This window comes from Kocuria sp. CPCC 205263 (assembly GCF_040981075.1).
GTDB lineage: Bacteria > Actinomycetota > Actinomycetes > Actinomycetales > Micrococcaceae > Kocuria > Kocuria rosea.
The window spans coordinates 79,554-94,740 of record NZ_JAVKPV010000001.1; the positions used below are offsets into that span (position 1 = coordinate 79,554).

16 protein-coding genes are annotated in these 15,187 nt (G+C 74.9%); 7 read left to right on the forward strand and 9 right to left on the reverse strand.

Annotated elements, in window-relative coordinates; genetic code table 11:
- Positions 1 to 40 precede the first annotated feature (40 nt).
- From dhaK to RF647_RS00375, 6 genes are all read left to right on the forward strand, one after another.
- Positions 41 to 1,042 carry a dihydroxyacetone kinase subunit DhaK gene (dhaK, locus tag RF647_RS00350; RefSeq protein WP_368809989.1) on the forward strand — a complete coding sequence of 334 codons (1,002 nt, stop codon included), beginning with the start codon at positions 41 to 43 and terminating at the stop codon, positions 1,040 to 1,042.
- Positions 1,042 to 1,674, forward strand: a complete 633-nt coding sequence (dhaL, locus tag RF647_RS00355; RefSeq protein WP_368809992.1) for a dihydroxyacetone kinase subunit DhaL — start codon at positions 1,042 to 1,044, stop codon at positions 1,672 to 1,674. Before dhaK ends, dhaL begins: the two co-directional genes overlap by 1 nt.
- Positions 1,671 to 4,148, forward strand: coding sequence for a phosphoenolpyruvate--protein phosphotransferase (ptsP, locus tag RF647_RS00360; protein WP_368809993.1), 2,478 nt, complete (start codon positions 1,671 to 1,673; stop codon positions 4,146 to 4,148). Before dhaL ends, ptsP begins: the two co-directional genes overlap by 4 nt.
- A gap of 110 nt (positions 4,149 to 4,258) precedes the next feature.
- Positions 4,259 to 5,236, forward strand: a complete 978-nt coding sequence (locus RF647_RS00365) for a 1,4-dihydroxy-2-naphthoyl-CoA synthase (RefSeq protein ID WP_368809995.1) — start codon at positions 4,259 to 4,261, stop codon at positions 5,234 to 5,236.
- A 71-nt stretch (positions 5,237 to 5,307) separates the two neighbouring features.
- Positions 5,308 to 6,474, forward strand: a complete 1,167-nt coding sequence (locus RF647_RS00370; protein WP_368809997.1) for an AMP-binding protein — start codon at positions 5,308 to 5,310, stop codon at positions 6,472 to 6,474.
- A gap of 122 nt (positions 6,475 to 6,596) precedes the next feature.
- Entirely contained in the window at positions 6,597 to 7,478 is an 882-nt protein-coding gene (locus tag RF647_RS00375) for a 1,4-dihydroxy-2-naphthoate polyprenyltransferase (protein ID WP_368809999.1), read from the forward strand.
- Positions 7,479 to 7,508: 30 nt separating this feature from the next.
- Here RF647_RS00375 and RF647_RS00380 read toward each other — a convergent pair whose 3' ends face one another.
- Positions 7,509 to 7,796, reverse strand: a complete 288-nt coding sequence (locus tag RF647_RS00380; protein ID WP_368810001.1) for a DUF4229 domain-containing protein — start codon at positions 7,794 to 7,796, stop codon at positions 7,509 to 7,511.
- Between the two features lie 110 nt (positions 7,797 to 7,906).
- On the opposite strand from RF647_RS00380, the gene RF647_RS00385 reads away from it, so the two are divergent.
- Entirely contained in the window at positions 7,907 to 8,380 is a 474-nt protein-coding gene (locus RF647_RS00385; RefSeq protein WP_368810003.1) for a PLDc N-terminal domain-containing protein, read from the forward strand.
- 188 nt (positions 8,381 to 8,568) lie between these two features.
- Here the strand turns inward: RF647_RS00385 and ccsB are convergent, their stop codons facing one another.
- The 8 genes from ccsB to RF647_RS00425 all read right to left on the reverse strand — a co-directional run bounded on the left by ccsB (position 8,569) and on the right by RF647_RS00425 (position 15,175).
- Positions 8,569 to 9,648: a c-type cytochrome biogenesis protein CcsB gene (ccsB, locus tag RF647_RS00390; protein WP_368810005.1), complete on the reverse strand. Its 1,080-nt coding sequence runs from the start codon at positions 9,646 to 9,648 to the stop codon at positions 8,569 to 8,571.
- A gap of 13 nt (positions 9,649 to 9,661) precedes the next feature.
- Positions 9,662 to 11,503, reverse strand: a complete 1,842-nt coding sequence (locus RF647_RS00395; RefSeq protein WP_368810007.1) for a cytochrome c biogenesis protein ResB — start codon at positions 11,501 to 11,503, stop codon at positions 9,662 to 9,664.
- Positions 11,504 to 11,547: 44 nt separating this feature from the next.
- Positions 11,548 to 12,309, reverse strand: a complete 762-nt coding sequence (locus RF647_RS00400; protein WP_368810009.1) for a cytochrome c biogenesis CcdA family protein — start codon at positions 12,307 to 12,309, stop codon at positions 11,548 to 11,550.
- Positions 12,306 to 12,926, reverse strand: a complete 621-nt coding sequence (locus tag RF647_RS00405; protein ID WP_035925018.1) for a TlpA disulfide reductase family protein — start codon at positions 12,924 to 12,926, stop codon at positions 12,306 to 12,308. Before RF647_RS00405 ends, RF647_RS00400 begins: the two co-directional genes overlap by 4 nt.
- A gap of 54 nt (positions 12,927 to 12,980) precedes the next feature.
- Positions 12,981 to 13,652 carry a histidine phosphatase family protein gene (locus RF647_RS00410; protein ID WP_368810011.1) on the reverse strand — a complete coding sequence of 224 codons (672 nt, stop codon included), beginning with the start codon at positions 13,650 to 13,652 and terminating at the stop codon, positions 12,981 to 12,983.
- Between the two features lie 49 nt (positions 13,653 to 13,701).
- Positions 13,702 to 13,962, reverse strand: a complete 261-nt coding sequence (locus RF647_RS00415) for a glutaredoxin family protein (protein ID WP_368810012.1) — start codon at positions 13,960 to 13,962, stop codon at positions 13,702 to 13,704.
- A 106-nt stretch (positions 13,963 to 14,068) separates the two neighbouring features.
- Positions 14,069 to 14,167, reverse strand: coding sequence for an AURKAIP1/COX24 domain-containing protein (locus RF647_RS00420; protein ID WP_005504750.1), 99 nt, complete (start codon positions 14,165 to 14,167; stop codon positions 14,069 to 14,071).
- Between the two features lie 165 nt (positions 14,168 to 14,332).
- Positions 14,333 to 15,175 (reverse strand): FadR/GntR family transcriptional regulator, encoded by an 843-nt coding sequence (locus RF647_RS00425; protein WP_133409258.1) that lies wholly within the window; start codon positions 15,173 to 15,175, stop codon positions 14,333 to 14,335.
- Between the last annotated feature and the right edge of the window lie 12 nt (positions 15,176 to 15,187).

Consider the following 15,187-nt stretch of genomic DNA (forward strand, 5'->3'; position numbering starts at 1 on the left):
CTGTTGTCACGACCACCGGCGGAGTGGTCGGATAGGGCACATGAAGAAGCTCATCAACGACCCGGCCGACGTCGTCGGGGAGGCCCTGCTCGGCATGCAGGCGGCGCACGGGGACCGCCTGCGCGTCGACCACTCCAACCGCGTCGTCTTCCGCGCCGACGCGCCCCGGCGCGGCAAGGTGGGCCTGGTGTCCGGCGGCGGCTCCGGACACGAGCCGATGCACGGCGGGTTCGTGGGCCCGGGGATGCTGGACGCGGCCTGCGCCGGCGAGGTGTTCACCTCCCCGGTGCCGGACCAGATGCTCGCCGCGACCCTCGGCGTCGACGGCGGCGCCGGCGTCCTGCACATCGTGAAGAACTACACCGGCGACGTCATGAACTTCGAGATGGCCGCCGAGCTCGCCGCCGAGAACGGTGTCGAGGTGGTCTCGGTCGTCACCGACGACGACGTCGCCGTGCAGGACAGCCTGTACACCGCCGGACGTCGCGGCGTGGGAGTCACCGTGCTGCTGGAGAAGATCGCCGGTGCGGCCGCCGAGGAGGGCCGTCCGCTCGCCGAGGTCGCCGACATCGCGCGGCGGGTCGACGAGCAGGGGCGCAGCATGGGCATGGCGCTCACCTCGTGCACGGTCCCGGCCGCGGGCAGGCCGACGTTCGAGCTCGGCGAGAACGAGATCGAGGTCGGCATCGGCATCCACGGCGAGCCCGGACGCGAACGGCGCCCGATCGCTCCCGCGCGGGAGGTCGCGGCCATGCTCGTCGAGCCGGTCCTGGCCGACCTGCCCGCGGCCGACGGCGCCCCGGTGATCGCGCTCCTCAACGGCATGGGCGGCACGCCGCTGATCGAGCTGTACATCATGTACTCCGAGGTGCAGCAGCTGCTGCAGAAGGCCGGCATCCCGGTCGCCCGCGGCCTGGTCGGCAACTACATCACCTCGCTGGACATGGCCGGCTGCTCCGTGACCCTGCTGCGCGCGGACGACGAGATCGTCCGCCTGTGGGACGCGCCGGTCAACACCCCCGGCCTGCGCTGGGGCACGTGATGCCGGAGGTCACCGCCGAGGGTCTCGACCGCTGGCTGCGGAGGTTCGCGGAGGTCGTCCACGACCACGCCGCCGAGCTCACGGAGCTCGACTCCGCCATCGGCGACGCCGACCACGGGAGCAACATGGACCGTGGCATGCGGGCGGTCGTCGGCGCGCTGGACGCGGGCGACGCCGGGGACGCCGGCGCGATGCTGAAGAAGGCCGGCATGACCCTGGTCAGCACCGTCGGCGGGGCCAGCGGCCCGCTGTACGGCACGTTCTTCTTGCGGCTCGGCGGCGGGCTGGCCGGTGGGCAGGCCGTCGACGCCGCCGCGCTGGGCGGGGCGCTGCGGGCCGGGCTGGAGGGCGTGGTCGCCCGGGGCAAGGCCCAGCAGGGCGACAAGACGATGGTGGACGCCCTGGTGCCGGCACTCGACGCCTACGACGTGGCGGTGGCCGGGGGCGCCGGCATCGCCGACGCGCTGTCCGCCGCGGCCGATGCGGCGGAGGCGGGCTGCGCCGCGACGATCCCGCTCGTGGCCCGCAAGGGCCGGGCCAGCTACCTGGGCCAGCGCAGCGCCGGGCACCAGGACCCGGGCGCCACCAGCACGGCGCTGCTGCTGCGGTCCGCCGTCGACAGCCTGCCGTGATCGGCATCGTCGTCGTCTCGCACAGCCGCGCGCTGGCCGGGGCGGCCGTCGAGCTGGCCTGCGAGATGGTCGCGGAGCGCCCGCCGATCGCCGTGGCGGCGGGTGCCGGCGCCGGGTTCGGCACGGACGCCGTCGCGGTCGCCGACGCCATCACCGCCGTCGACTCACCGGACGGTGTGCTGGTGCTCCTCGACCTCGGCAGCGCCGTGCTCAGCGCGGAGATGGCGCGGGAGCTCGTGCCGCCCGACGTCGCCGAGCGGGTGCGCCTGTCGCCCGCTCCGCTCGTCGAAGGGCTGGTCGCTGCCGTCGTGACGGCCGCGACCGGCGCGCCGCTGGACGCGGTGCTCGAGGAGGCCGGCCGCGGACTGGCCGCCAAGCTGGATCACCTGGGGGAGGCGGCGGGCCCGTCGGCGGCGGGCACGACGGCGCCGCCCGAGGCACCCGAGGTTGTCGCCGAGCTGCCCGTGGACACCCCGCACGGCCTGCACGCGCGCCCGGCCGCCCGGCTGGTCGGGCTCGTGCGGGCCGCCGACGCGGCCGCCGTGGTCACGAACCTGCGCACGAGCCGCGGTCCGGTCGACGCCCGCAGCCTCTCTGGGCTCGTGACGCTCGCCGTCCGGCAGGGCGACCGGCTGCGCTTCGAGGCGTCCGGACCCGGCGCCGAGTCGTTGACCGAGGCGGTGCGGGCGCTGGCCGCGGACTCCTGGGGCGACCGGCCCTCCGGCCAGGCGCCCCCGGCGGCCCCGGGGTCGGCCAGTCCGACGGTCGTGACCGCGCCGCCCGCCGCCGGACCGGGCGTCGACGTCGCCCTCGGCCCGGCGGTCGTGCGGGGCGGCGCGATCGACCTCTCCGGTTACCGACCGGGGGAGCCTGCCGAGGAGCAGCGGCGCTCGGACGCGGCCGTCGCCCGCGCCCTCGCCGAGCTGGCCGCGCTGCGCCGTTCCGCCACCGGAGGCCCCGGCCCGGTGGGCGCCGTCCTCGAGGCCCACGAGGCCCTGCTCGTCGACCCCGGGCTGACCGAGGCCGTCTCCGCCGGCATCGCCGCCGGCGCGCCCGCGCCCACGGCGTGGGAGGACCGGCTCTCCGCGCTGGGCGGAGAGCTCGAGGCGATGGACGACCCCTACCTGCGGGCGCGCGCCGAGGACGTCCGCAGCGTGCGGCAGCGGGTGCTCGCCGCACTGGCCGGAGCCGGCGCGCCCGAGGACTCCGTCCCGGCCGAGGGTCCGCCCTCGGTCCTCGTCGTGCGGGAGCTCGACGCCGCGACGGCGGCGACGCTGGACCCGCACCGGGTCGCGGGCGTGGTCACGCTGGCGGGCGGGGACACCGGTCACGGCGTCCTCGTCGCCCGCTCACGCGGCATCCCGGTGTACCACGACGCCGAGCCGGTCGCGGCCGCTGTGGCACCCGGCACCGTCGTCGGCTTCGACGCGCGGGACCGGCGGTTCGTCGTCGACCCCGACGAGAGCACCCGGCGCTCCCTTCGCGAGCTGTCGGCCGCCCGGGCCGTCGAGGCCGAGCGCGTCCTGGCCACCGCCCGCGAACCGGGGGCGACGGCGGACGGCCACCCGGTGCCCGTGCTCGCCAACGTCACGACGCCTGCCGACGCCGACCGGGCCGTCGCGTTCGGCGCGCAGGGGTGCGGGCTGCTGCGCACCGAGGTCCTGTTCGGCCACCTGGACGACGCCCCGTCGGTCGAGGCGCAGGCGGCCGCGTTCGCCGGGATCGCCGAGGCGTTCGCCGGGCGGCCGGTGACCATCCGCACCTGGGACGTCGGCGGCGACAAGCCGCTGTCCTTCCTGCCGGCGCCCGACGAGGCGAACCCGTTCCTCGGCGAGCGCGGGCTCCGGCTCATGCGGCGGGCACCGGAGGTGCTCCGCGACCAGCTGACCGCGATCTGTCTGGTGGCCCGGGACCACCCGGTGCACGTCATGTTCCCCATGGTCAGCACCGCCGAGGAGGTGGCGTGGGCGCTGGAGCGGCTCGACGAGGCCTCCTCGGCGATCGGCGGCCGCCCGGCGGGCATGAGGGTCGGCGTCATGATCGAGGTCCCGGCCGCGGCCCTGGCCGTCCGCCGCGTGGCGCAGGGGCTCGACTTCGTGAGCATCGGCACCAACGACCTCGCGCAGTACACGATGGCCGCCGAGCGGGGCAACACCGCGGTCTCGGCGCTGGCGGACGCCCGGCAGCCCGCCGTGCTCGACCTGGTGTCCCGGGTGTGCGCCGAGGTGCCCGAGGGTACGCACGTCGCGGTGTGCGGCGACCTCGCCGGTGACCCGGCCGCGGCGGTGGTGCTCGCCGGGCTGGGCGTCGAGGAGCTCAGCGTGGTGCCCACCCAGGTGGCCCTCGTCAAGGCGCGGCTGCGGGACGTGACGCTGGCCGGTGCGCAGGACCTCGCGCGGCGGGCCCTGGCGTGCGGGTCCGCCGCGGAGGTGCGGGCGCTGCTGGCGGGCGCTGCGAGCGCGATCCCGAGCTGACGGGCGGTGGCTGTCGTGGGGCGATCTCCTCCCGCCCTCCACGGCACCGTTGTCGACGGTCCGGGGGCCGGGCTCGAGGCCGGCGGAGAAGTCCCCGTAGACTCGGACCCGTGACCGACACGACCCCGACCCCCGCCAGCAGCCACCTCCCCGAGCAGGTCTCGGAGCTCTTCGACCCCGTGCAGTGGCGGACGGTCGAGGGCTTCCAGGACCTGCAGGACCTCACCTACCACCGAGGTGTGGAGCGGGACGCGGACGGCGCGGTGCTCCGGGACCTGCCGTGGGTGCGGATCGCCTTCGACCGCCCGGAGGTGCGCAACGCCTTCCGGCCGGGCACGGTCGACGAGCTCTACCGCGCGCTCGACCACGCGCGGATGAGCTCGGACGTGGGCGCCGTGGTCCTCACCGGCAACGGGCCCTCCGCCAAGGACGGCGGCTGGGCGTTCTGCTCCGGCGGGGACCAGCGCATCCGCGGCCGCGACGGCTACCGCTACGCCGGGGGCGAGACCGCCGAGAGCATCGACCCGGCCCGCGCCGGGCGGCTGCACATCCTTGAGGTGCAGCGCCTGATCCGCACCATGCCTAAGGTGGTCATCGCCGCCGTCCCCGGGTGGGCCGCGGGCGGCGGGCACTCCCTGCACGTGGTCTGCGACCTCACGATCGCGTCCCGGGAGCACGGGAGGTTCAAGCAGACGGACGCCACCGTCGGCTCCTTCGACGCCGGCTACGGCTCCGCGCTGCTCGCCCGGCAGGTGGGGCAGAAGGCGGCCCGCGAGATCTTCTTCCTCGCCCGGGAGTACGACGCGCAGCGGATGCTCGAGATGGGCGCGGTCAACGAGGTCGTCCCGCACGCGGAGCTGGAGGACGCGGCGATCGCCGCCGCCCGGGACGTGGCGGCCCAGTCCCCGCAGGCGATCCGGATGCTGAAGTTCGCGTTCAACCTGCCCGACGACGGGATGGTGGGCCAGCAGGTCTTCGCCGGCGAGGCGACCCGCATGGCGTACATGACCGACGAGGCCGTCGAGGGCCGGGACGCGTTCCTGGGCAAGCGCGACCCGGACTGGTCCGGCTTCCCCTACTACTTCTAGGCCGGCTGCCGCCGGTGCACGACCCGTTCCCGGGTCGGGAGCCGACCGGCGGCGCGAGGAGGAGGCCCGCGATGGCCGAGCTGATCGTCCCCGGCGACGCCGTGGTCCTCGACGGGCCGGTGCCCGGCGACCCCCTGCGGCTGCTGTCCCCGCTGACCCGCGCGCTGGGCCGGGAGGGCCCCGCCGTCGTCGTGCGGACCTCCGGGTCCACGGGCCGGGCCAAGCGCACGGTCCTCGCCCGGGACGCGCTCGCGGCGTCCTCGATGGCCACCGCGGTGCGCACCGGCGGGGTGGGCCAGTGGCTGCTCGCGCTGCCCGTCCACTACGTGGCGGGGCTCCAGGTGCTCGTGCGCTCCCTCTACGCCGGGACGGACCCCGTGGTCCTCGACCCCGCGGCCCGCTTCACCCCGGAGGCCTTCGCGGCGGCGGCCGAGGAGCTGGAGGACCCTGTGCGGTTCACCTCGCTCGTGCCCACCCAGCTGCAGCGGATCCTGGAGCCGGCGTCCGGGGTGCGCAACGGGGACGCGGTCTCCGCGCTGAAGAGCTTCTCCGCGGTCCTGCTCGGCGGCTCGGCCGCTCCCCCGCGGCTGCTGGCGGCTGCCCGGGCCGCCGACGTCCGGGTGGTCGTCACCTACGGGATGTCGGAGACGTGCGGGGGCTGCGTCTACGACGGCGTGCCCCTGGACGGCGTCTCCGTGCACGTGGGGACGGAGGGGGCCGAGGACGACGTCCCGCGCCCCGGGGTCACCGGCGGGTCCGGGCCGGGCCGGATCTGGCTCGGCGGGGACGTCGTCGCCGCCGGCTACGCCGGGGACCCGGAGCAGACCGCACGGCACTTCCGGGAGGCCGCCGGGACCCGCTGGTACCGCACGGACGATCTCGGCGAGATCTCCGCCGACGGCGTGCTCACGGTGCACGGGCGGGTCGACGACGTCGTGAACACCGGCGGGGTCAAGGTCGCCGCGGGGCTCGTGACCGCCGCGCTCACGGAGCACCCGGGGGTGCGCCAGGCCCTGGTGCTCGGCGTGCCCGACCCCGAGTGGGGGCAGGCGGTCGGGGCGGCGGTCGTCGCGGCCCCCGGCGCGGACCGCCGGCGGCTGCGCGCCGAGCTCGAGGAGTCGGTGCGCGCCCGGCACGGCGCCGCCGCGGTGCCCCGGCGCTGGGCCTGGCCGGACGAGCTGCCCCTGCTGCCCACCGGGAAGCCGGACCGCGCCGCCGTGGGCCGGCTGCTGGGCTGAGCCCCCGCCCGAGCCGGGTCCGGGGCCGGGCCGTGACACAATGGTTCGCGGCCACGGACCCCCACCGCGGCCCGCATCCCGCACCCCGCACCCGCGCGGGTCGTTCCCGACGGAGGTAGCCCGTGGCCACGCCAGCACAGTGGATCGAGGGGGCCCGGCTCCGGACGCTGCCGATGGCCCTCGCCCCCGTGGTGGCCGGCTCCGCCGCGGCCCAGGCCCTGCACTCGTTCGACCCCGTCCGCGCGCTGCTCGCGCTGCTGGTCGCCCTCCTCCTGCAGATCGGCGTGAACTACGCCAACGACTACTCCGACGGCATCCGGGGCACCGACGACGACCGCGTGGGCCCCCTGCGCCTGACGGGCTCCGGGGCCGCCGCGCCGGGGCAGGTGCGGGCGGCGGCGCTGCTGTGCTTCGGCCTCGCCGCGCTCGCCGGCGCGGCCCTGGTGGTGCTGAGCCGTCAGTGGTGGTTCATCCCCGTGGGCCTCTCTGCCGTGCTCGCCGCGTGGGGGTACACCGGCGGACGCAGCCCGTACGGGTACCGCGGGCTCGGGGACGTGTTCGTGTTCGTGTACTTCGGACTCGTGGCCGTGCTCGGCACCACGCTCACCCAGGCGGGCACCCTCAACCTCGAGGCCTTCGTCGCGGCCCTGTCCACCGGTCTGATCGCCACCGCCCTGCTGATGGCCAACAACATCCGGGACCTGCCCGGGGACCGGGAGGTCGGCAAGCGGACCCTGGCCGTGCGGCTGGGCGACCCGCTGGCGCGGGTGGTGTTCACCGCGGAGATCGCCGTGGCGTTCGCGCTCGTGCTGTTCCTGGTGCCCGACAACCCGTGGATGCTCCTCGTGCTGCTGCTCCTGCCCCTGGCGTGGGCGCCCGTGGCCACGGTGCTGCGGGTGCAGGACCGGCGCCAGCTCATCCCCGTGCTCCGGCAGTGCGGGGTGCTCAACGTGGGCTGGGCCGTGCTCTTCCTGCTGGCGGTGCTGCTGCGGCAGTGGTCGTGAGGACCGGCTGAGGAGGCGACGGCGGGTGGCTCAGACCTCGCGGCCGTCCTCGCGCAGGCGCCGGTCAACGTAGGCGTCCTCGACCTCCTGGTCCTCGAGCGCCACCCGGTTGCGGGGCTTCGGCGCCCGCTCGAACCACCGGTGGAGCTCCTCCCCCGCGGCGCTGTGCAGGCGCGGTAAGAACAGGTAGGAGACCGCGAAGGAGATGACCACCGCGGCGACCCCGGACAGGACCAGCCCCACGCCCAGCCACATGCTGAGCAGGAAGGCCAGCACGAGCAGCGCGAACCGGAGCAGGGAGTACTTCAGGAAATTCACGCGCCCAGTGTAGCGGGAGCTCCTGACAGGATCCCCGGGCCGGTGGAACGGCGGACAGGGCGTCCGGAGCGCTGAGCTGGCGTCCAGGCAACTCCCCTACGATTGTCGGCATGGGCAGAGCCATCCTCATCATCGGCGCGGCCGCTTTGGCGGTGGGCGTGATCGTCTACTCCCTCATCGAGTGCGCCCGGACCGACAGCACCGACATGCGCGGTCTCCGCAAGGGCGGCTGGATCGCGGTGATCCTCCTCCTCCCCCTCCTCGGCGCCCTCCTGTGGCTGTTCCTCGGGCGGCCCAAGGGCACCGCGGAGTCCTCGCGTCCCGTGCGCGGCAGGGGGCCCGACGACGACCCCCAGTTCCTGCGCAACCTCGAGGAGCGCCGCCGGCAGCAGGAGAAGGCCGAGAAGCTCCGGCAGTGGGAGGAGAAGCTGCGGCGCAACGGCGGACCAGGAGCGTCCGGCGGCACCGGGCCGGACGGCGCTCCCGGCGAGCGCCCCGACGACGGGCCCTCCGGCGGCTCGTCCGCCGGCCGCAGCGACGGACCGACGGACGGCTCCCCCGGCAGCCGGCCCCCTCACGGCTGATCCGCACGGCTGATCCGCCCGGCAGGACCACCCGGCGGCACCACCCGACAGGACCACGGGACGGAACCGCCCCGCCGTGGACCCGACCGGGTCCGACGGCCCGGCCACGACCGCCCCGACCACGACGAACGGCCCGCACCTCCCGGTGCGGGCCGTTCCTGTGCCGTCGCCCGGCGGGGCGGCCGGGGTCAGACCCCGGAGTAGGAGTGCAGGCCGGGGAAGACGGTGTTGACCACGGTGAAGTTGAAGATCACGCAGAGATAGCCGACGATCGACAGCCAGGCCGACCGGTTGCCGGTCCAGCCCCGGGTGGCGCGGGCGTGCATGTAGGCGGCGTAGACCACCCAGATCACGAAGGTCCAGACCTCCTTGGTGTCCCAGCCCCAGTAGCGACCCCAGGCCTGCTCCGCCCAGATGGCGCCGGCGGCGAGGGTGAAGGTCCAGAACGCGAACCCGACCGCGTTGAGCCGGAAGGACAGGTTCTCGAGCGCCTGGGAGGACGGGACCATCGCCAGGAACCCCGCGCCGGGCCGCTCGCCGGACAGGATCGCCTGCTCCCGCCGGGCCTGCAGCAGCTGCAGGACGGCCATGGCGAACGTGATGGTGAAGACCCCGGAGGCGGCCACGGCGATGGACACGTGGATCACCAGCCACCAGGACTGCAGGGCGGGCTGCAGCGGTCCCACCGGGGTGGGGAAGCCGATGGTGGCCGCGCAGAGCATGATCACCACGAGCCCGGACACCAGGGAGCCCACGAAGCGCAGGTCCCGGGCCAGCAGGGCCAGCAGGAACACGCCCGCGACGACCAGGGCGCCCGTGGTGCAGAACTCGTACATGTTGCCCCACGGCACCCGCCCGGCCGCGAAGGCCCGGCTGAGCACGGCGGCGGCGTGCACGGCGAAGCCCAGGACCATGACGGCCACGGCCACGCGGGCGGCGGGCCGGCGCTCGCCGGTGTAGCGCATCTCCTCGTCCGCCACGTGGCCGGACAGGGCGGAGCGCGCGCTCGTGCGGTAGCCGCGCCCGCGGTGGCCCGCGCCGTGGCCGGCCCGGGAGTCCGCGGGCTCGGCGGCGTCCCCGGAGGTCGCCGCGGAGGCTCCCGCGGCGGCACCCACGAGCTCGCGCTCGCCGCTGCCCTCGACCCCGCGCAGGGTCTTGGAGTGGGACGCCACGTCCCACGCGAAGGCCACGAAGGCGACCAGGTAGGTCATGGCCGCCAGGAGCATGAAGAGCTCGCTCCAGGCGCCCAGTGTCTCGTTGACGGTCATGCCGCCCATCCTCTCACTCGTGGTCCGGCCGGGCGTCCGGCACGGAGTCCGTCCGACCGTCCGGCCGGCCGGCGCGCCCGGTGCTCCCGGCCGCCGCCGTGGTCGCTGTTGCTGTCACTGTCGCTGGTGCCGGCGTCGGCGTGGTCGCCGTCCCGGTCGTGGTTGTGGTCGTGGTGTCGGTGTCCCGCACGCCGGCGTCCTGCCACTGCTCGGTCCAGAGCCGGTCCAGCCGCTCGGTCTCCGCGGCGAGCCGGGGGTCCTCGCCGCGGGCCAGCAGCCCGTACTCCAGCACCGTGCACGGCCGGCCGTCCGCGTCGACGCCCTCCGCCGCCCGTACCCAGACGCGGCGGCGGGCGATGAACAGGGACATGAGCAGGCCGGCGAAGGCCGCGACGAAGGAGACGAAGGCGCCCGTCTTGCCGGGGTCGTAGTGGACGTCCAGACCCACGTAGCGCTTGACGTCCAGGAACTCCACGGTGCCCTTGCCGTCGGGCAGCTCGTGCACGGGGTTCGCGGCGTCGAGCGTGATGGCGCCGTTCTCGTTGGTCATGGCGTTGAGTTCGGTGAGCGGCTCGACGTCGAGCACGTACACGTTCTGCGGTTCGCCCCCGTCCAGGCCGAGGTCCCCGTGGTACGCGGAGAGGATCAGCCGGGGGTTGGCGAGGCCGGGGTCCACGGAGCGGGGCATCTCGCCCTCGCCGCCCACGGCGGTGGGCAGCAGCAGCCCCACGAGGCCGAGCTGGTCGGGACGGGCGTCCGGGACCTTGAGCACGAGCGAGGACGTGTAGACGCCGTCGGAGGGGATGGTCACGACCGGCCCCTCGAAGGCGACGTCCCCGTTGCCGTCGGTCACCCGCACCACCGGGGCGTAGCCGTTGCCCACGAGGTAGCTCTTCACGCCGTGCACGTTGAGCGGCTGGTTCACCTTCAGGACCTCCTGCCGCGGCTCGGCGCCGGGCTCGTCCTGCACGGTGACCTCCGCGGTGAAGTCGAGCGGCGCCCCGTAGTTGCGCGGGTCCGTGGTGTCCCGGTTGAACACGGCCTCGAAGCTGTCGAGCCGCACCGAGAAGGGGTCGAGCCAGTCGGCGTCGTAGTTGGGGCCGGGGGTGAAGGAGTCGTAGCCGATGAGGGTGTTGACGAAGGACTCGCCCTCCACGACCACCCGCTGGCCCTTGTAGCCGAAGAGGGAGCCGACGGCCACGGACACCAGCACGCCCAGCAGGGCCAGGTGGAAGACGATGTTGCCGACCTCCTTCCACATGCCGCGCTCGGCGGCCACCGACGGGGCGGCCGTGCCGGCGTCCCGCACCGCCACCCGGTAGCCGCGCTTCTTCAGCAGCCGGGCGGCGTCGGCCACGACGTCGTCCGGGGCCGGCGCCCCGGCCCCGTCCCGTCCGCCCAGGGCCAGGGAGCGGTGCTCCGGCAGCCGCTCGAGCCGGCGCGGGGTGCGCGGGGGCTCGGCCCGCCACGCCCGCCAGTGCTTGGCCGCGCGCGGCAGGACGCACCCCACGAGGGAGACGAACAGCAGGATGTAGATCGCGGAGAACCACGCCGACGAGAAGACGTCGAACAGCTGCACCCGGTCCAGCCACTCCCCCAGGACGGGGTTGTTGTCGATGTAGTCCTGGACCGCCGCCGGGTCCTGGATCCGCTGCGGGAAGATCGATCCCGGCACCGCGGCGACCGCCAGGAGCAGCAGCAGGAACAGGGCGGTGTTCATCTTGGTCAGCTGCGTCCAGGCCCACCGGGCCATGCCGAGGGGCCCCAGGGCGGGGAGCTCGACGTCCGGAGTGCGCTGTCCGGACGGGTCCGGGGACGCGGGGCCCGACGACGACGGGGGCGCTGCGGTGCTCATGGCGGCCTTTCTGCTGTCGGTGCGGGCTCGCGGGTCGGAGGTGCTCAGATCGGCATCACCCAGTCGGTGACGAGCTCGGCCTGCACCCAGGAGACGAACGCGGTCCACGCGCCCGTCATCATGAGCAGGCCGACGAGGACGAGCAGGCCGCCGCCGGCGCGCTGGATGCCGAGGCGGTGCCGGCGGAAGAAGCCCATGGCGCCCATGCCCCGGCGCAGGGCGAGGGCGAGCAGCAGGAACGGCACGCCCAGGCCCAGGCAGTAGGCAACCGTGAGGACGGCCGCCTTGCCGGTCGAGGCGCCGTCCACGTAGACGAGCGCCTGCACGGCCGCGAAGGTGGGGCCGATGCAGGGGGCCCAGCCGAGGCCGAACGTCACGCCGAGCAGCGGGGCGCCCCAGAGCCCGGGCGGTGGGCGGTGGGCGATCTTGCGGTCCCGCTGGAAGAAGGACACCCCGCCGAGGAACACGACGCCCATGAGCACCACGAGCCCGCCGAGGACCACGGTGATCCAGTTCTGGCCCAGGAACCAGGCGTAGGCGCCCAGCTGGGCCAGCAGCACGGACATCAGCAGGAACACGGCGGAGAAGCCGAGGACGAACAGCGTGATCCCCGCGAGCACGCGGCCGCGCCGCTGCTCCTGCAGGTCCGCGCCGGTCAGGCCGGTGACGTAGCCGAGGTAGCCGGGCACGAGGGGCAGCACGCACGGGGAGGCGAAGGAGACGAGGCCGGCGAGCAGCGCCACGGGCAGCGCGACGAGGAGGGAGCCGTCGAGGACGATCTCGGCGAAGGGGTTGCCAGCCGTCATGCCGCTTCGGCCACCGTGTCCTCGAGGAGGGTCTCGAGCACGGAGCGATCCGCGATGCCGAGGATGCGGGCGGCCACCCGCCCCTGGGCGTCGAGCACGAGCGTGGTCGGCACGGCCTGCGGCGGCACGTACGCGCTCAGCGCCATGAGCACGCCCCCGTCCTTGTCCGCGACGGAGGGGTACGGGATCTCGAAGGTGCGCTCGAACGCCTCGGCGGTGGCCCGCTCGTCGCGCAGGTTCACACCGTAGAAGGCGGCCTGCCCCTCGAACCGCTCGGCGAGCTCGCGGAGGTCGGGGGCCTCCACGCGGCACGGGGCGCAGCCCGCGTACCAGAAGTTCAGCAGCGCGGGCCGCCCGCGCAGGTCCTCGGCGGCGAGGGGCGTGCCGTCGAACAGCGTGCCGGCGAACTGCACCGGCTCCCCGCGCTCGGCGGCCGGGTACTCGGAGACCGTGCCGTCCCCGGCGATGTAGCCCTTCTGGTCCCCCGAGTTCGCCTGCTGGGCGAGGGAGTCCTCCTCCGTGCACCCGGCGAGGGCGAGTCCGAGGACGCCGAGGCCCGCGAGCGAGAGCACGCGGCGGCGGGACGGACGGGGGGCGGGCGAGGGGCGGGAGGTCACGGACGGATCACCTGGTGCTCTGGACGGGACGGGGAGGGCGGCGGCGCCCGGCCATTATGAACCGGGAAGCTGGTTGACCCCTGGGTAGAGGTCGGCGGCGGGCTCGCTGTAGACGACCCGGGGCGGGCGCCCGGAGTCGAGGTCGTCGAAGACCAGCGAGGTGATGGAGGCGAGGTTGCACTGCCGCCGCCGGGGGTCGTGCGGCAGGGGGCGCCCCTCGGCGGAGAGCCGGGTGAGCCAGATCGGCAGCTGGTGGGACACGAGCACGGCCTCGGCGCCGTCCCCGCCGCGCTCCGCGGCGGCGCGCCCGGCGTCCAGCACCGCCTCCGCCATGCGCGCGACCTGGTGCCGGTAGGGCTCGCCCCAGGAGGGCCGCAGCGGGTTGCGCAGGTGCGGCCAGTGCCGGGGCCTCAGCAGCTCGGGGAGGTCCACGTGCAGGCCCTCGAAGTGGTTGTGCGCCTCGATGATCCGCTCGTCCGGGTGCACCGGCAGGTGCAGCTCCCGGGCCACGGGCGCGGCCGTCTCCCGGGCGCGCTGCAACGGCGAGGAGACGAGGTGGACGATGCGCGAGCCGGTGTTCACGCGGTGGGCGAGCTCCGCGGCGGCGGCCTCCGCCATCCGCGCACCGAGCTCGGTGAGGCCGTAGCTGGGCATCCTCCCGTAGACGATGCGGTCCGGGTTGAGGACCTGGCCGTGGCGCAGCAGGTGGACGGTCGAGGAGGGCATGCCCCCATGGTCCCAGACCGGGCGCACCGGCCCCAAAACGGGGGGCGGCTCAGCCTGCCAGGCGCTCGCGCAGCAGCCGGGCGAGGCGGCGCTCGTCGATCTGCCAGAAGTCGCGCGGGACGCCGTCCACGAGGACCACGGGGATCTCCTCGGCGTGCCGGCGGGCCAGCTCGGGGTCGGTGTCGACGTCGACGTCCTCCCACTCCAGCCCCAGCGCGGAGGCGACCCGGTCCACGGACTCCCGGGCGGCCTCGCAGAGGTGGCACCCCGGGCGGGTGAGGAGGATCACGGCGGGCGGCGGAGAAGTCATGGAGCCCATGCTACGGGCCCGCCGCGCGGTGCGGACGGGCCCGGGAACGCACCGGGGGCCGCCGTCCTGGATCGGACGGCGGCCCCCGGTGGCGCTCAGCGCAGGGTCACTTCTTGTTGCGGCGCTGGTGACGGGTCTTGCGGAGCAGCTTGCGGTGCTTCTTCTTGGACATCCGCTTGCGGCGCTTCTTGATCACTGAACCCATAGGATCCCTCGCATCTTCATGTCTCGGTGGTGTGCCCCCGGGGACTCCGCGCGACAGGCGGGAACCAGGGGTGCCGGCCTGCGGACGGTGACGGCCGGGCAAACGTTCACTGACACCCTACCGTCTTGTGGGGAGATTGCTGTACTCGGTCCGGCCGCGGCCGGCTCAGGCGCTGCGGGAGACCGGCGCGGGCCCGTCCCCGGGCTCCTCCTCGAACGCGTCCGCGAGCTCGTGCGCGCCGGTGTCCGGCTGCGCCGCGGCGCCGGGCGGGTTGAGCTCGGCGGGCGCGTCCGGAGCCGGACCGGGGGTGCGCTGCTCCTGGTCCGGGTCCACGCCGGCCTCGCGGTACTGGTACTCGATGTGCTCCGCCACCAGCCGGGACGCCAGCCGGCGGTCACCGGCCGCCACGGCGGAGTAGATGGCGTGGTGCTCCGCGCGCAGCCGGTCCGCGGTGGTGCTCCACAGGGGCACGTGTCCCACCAGGGCCATCGTGTACTCGTAGATCGAGTCCCGCAGGGAGGACATCAGGGCGGAGACCACCGAGTTGCCGGCGGTCTTGCACAGGGCGATGTGGAAGCTCACCTCGAGGTGGTGGAACTCCTTGAGCGACAGGTCGTCCCGGGCCATCTGCTCGAGCAGCGCCCGCAGCTCGGCCATCGCCGGGTGCTCCGGGTCCGAGCGCTCCAGGGCCCACGTCTCGAGCAGCACCCGGGTCTGCACGATGTCCCGCAGGGGGTAGTCCGAGGTGGCCATGTGCAGCTGCAGCGCGGGCCCCGCGGACGCGGCGGGCTCCCGCACCAGCATGGGCAGGATCGACTTGCGCGGCCCGTCGAACAGCCGCACGATGCCCTGGGCCTCCAGGATCTTGAGCGCCTCCCGCATGGTGTTGCGGGACACGCGGTGGATGGCCGCGAGGTCGCGGTCCGAGGGCAGTTGTTGGCCCAGCACGAGGTGGCCGTCGAACAGCTCGTTCTCCAGCCACTGCAGGACCTGCCGATGCGTTGCCATAGTCTCCAGGGT

Excerpts from the sequence above, each read along its gene's own strand:
- dhaK (WP_368809989.1), top strand. The coding sequence starts at position 41 with ATGAAGAAGCTCATCAACGACCCGGCCGACGTCGTCGGGGAGGCCCTG.
- dhaL (WP_368809992.1), top strand. The coding sequence starts at position 1,042 with ATGCCGGAGGTCACCGCCGAGGGTCTCGACCGCTGGCTGCGGAGGTTC.
- RF647_RS00370 (WP_368809997.1), top strand. The coding sequence starts at position 5,308 with ATGGCCGAGCTGATCGTCCCCGGCGACGCCGTGGTCCTCGACGGGCCG.
- RF647_RS00385 (WP_368810003.1), top strand. The coding sequence starts at position 7,907 with ATGGGCAGAGCCATCCTCATCATCGGCGCGGCCGCTTTGGCGGTGGGC.
- ccsB (WP_368810005.1), bottom strand. The coding sequence starts at position 9,648 with ATGACCGTCAACGAGACACTGGGCGCCTGGAGCGAGCTCTTCATGCTC.
- RF647_RS00395 (WP_368810007.1), bottom strand. The coding sequence starts at position 11,503 with ATGAGCACCGCAGCGCCCCCGTCGTCGTCGGGCCCCGCGTCCCCGGAC.
- RF647_RS00400 (WP_368810009.1), bottom strand. The coding sequence starts at position 12,309 with ATGACGGCTGGCAACCCCTTCGCCGAGATCGTCCTCGACGGCTCCCTC.
- RF647_RS00410 (WP_368810011.1), bottom strand. The coding sequence starts at position 13,652 with ATGCCCTCCTCGACCGTCCACCTGCTGCGCCACGGCCAGGTCCTCAAC.
- RF647_RS00415 (WP_368810012.1), bottom strand. The coding sequence starts at position 13,962 with ATGACTTCTCCGCCGCCCGCCGTGATCCTCCTCACCCGCCCGGGGTGC.
- RF647_RS00420 (WP_005504750.1), bottom strand. The coding sequence starts at position 14,167 with ATGGGTTCAGTGATCAAGAAGCGCCGCAAGCGGATGTCCAAGAAGAAG.
- RF647_RS00425 (WP_133409258.1), bottom strand. The coding sequence starts at position 15,175 with ATGGCAACGCATCGGCAGGTCCTGCAGTGGCTGGAGAACGAGCTGTTC.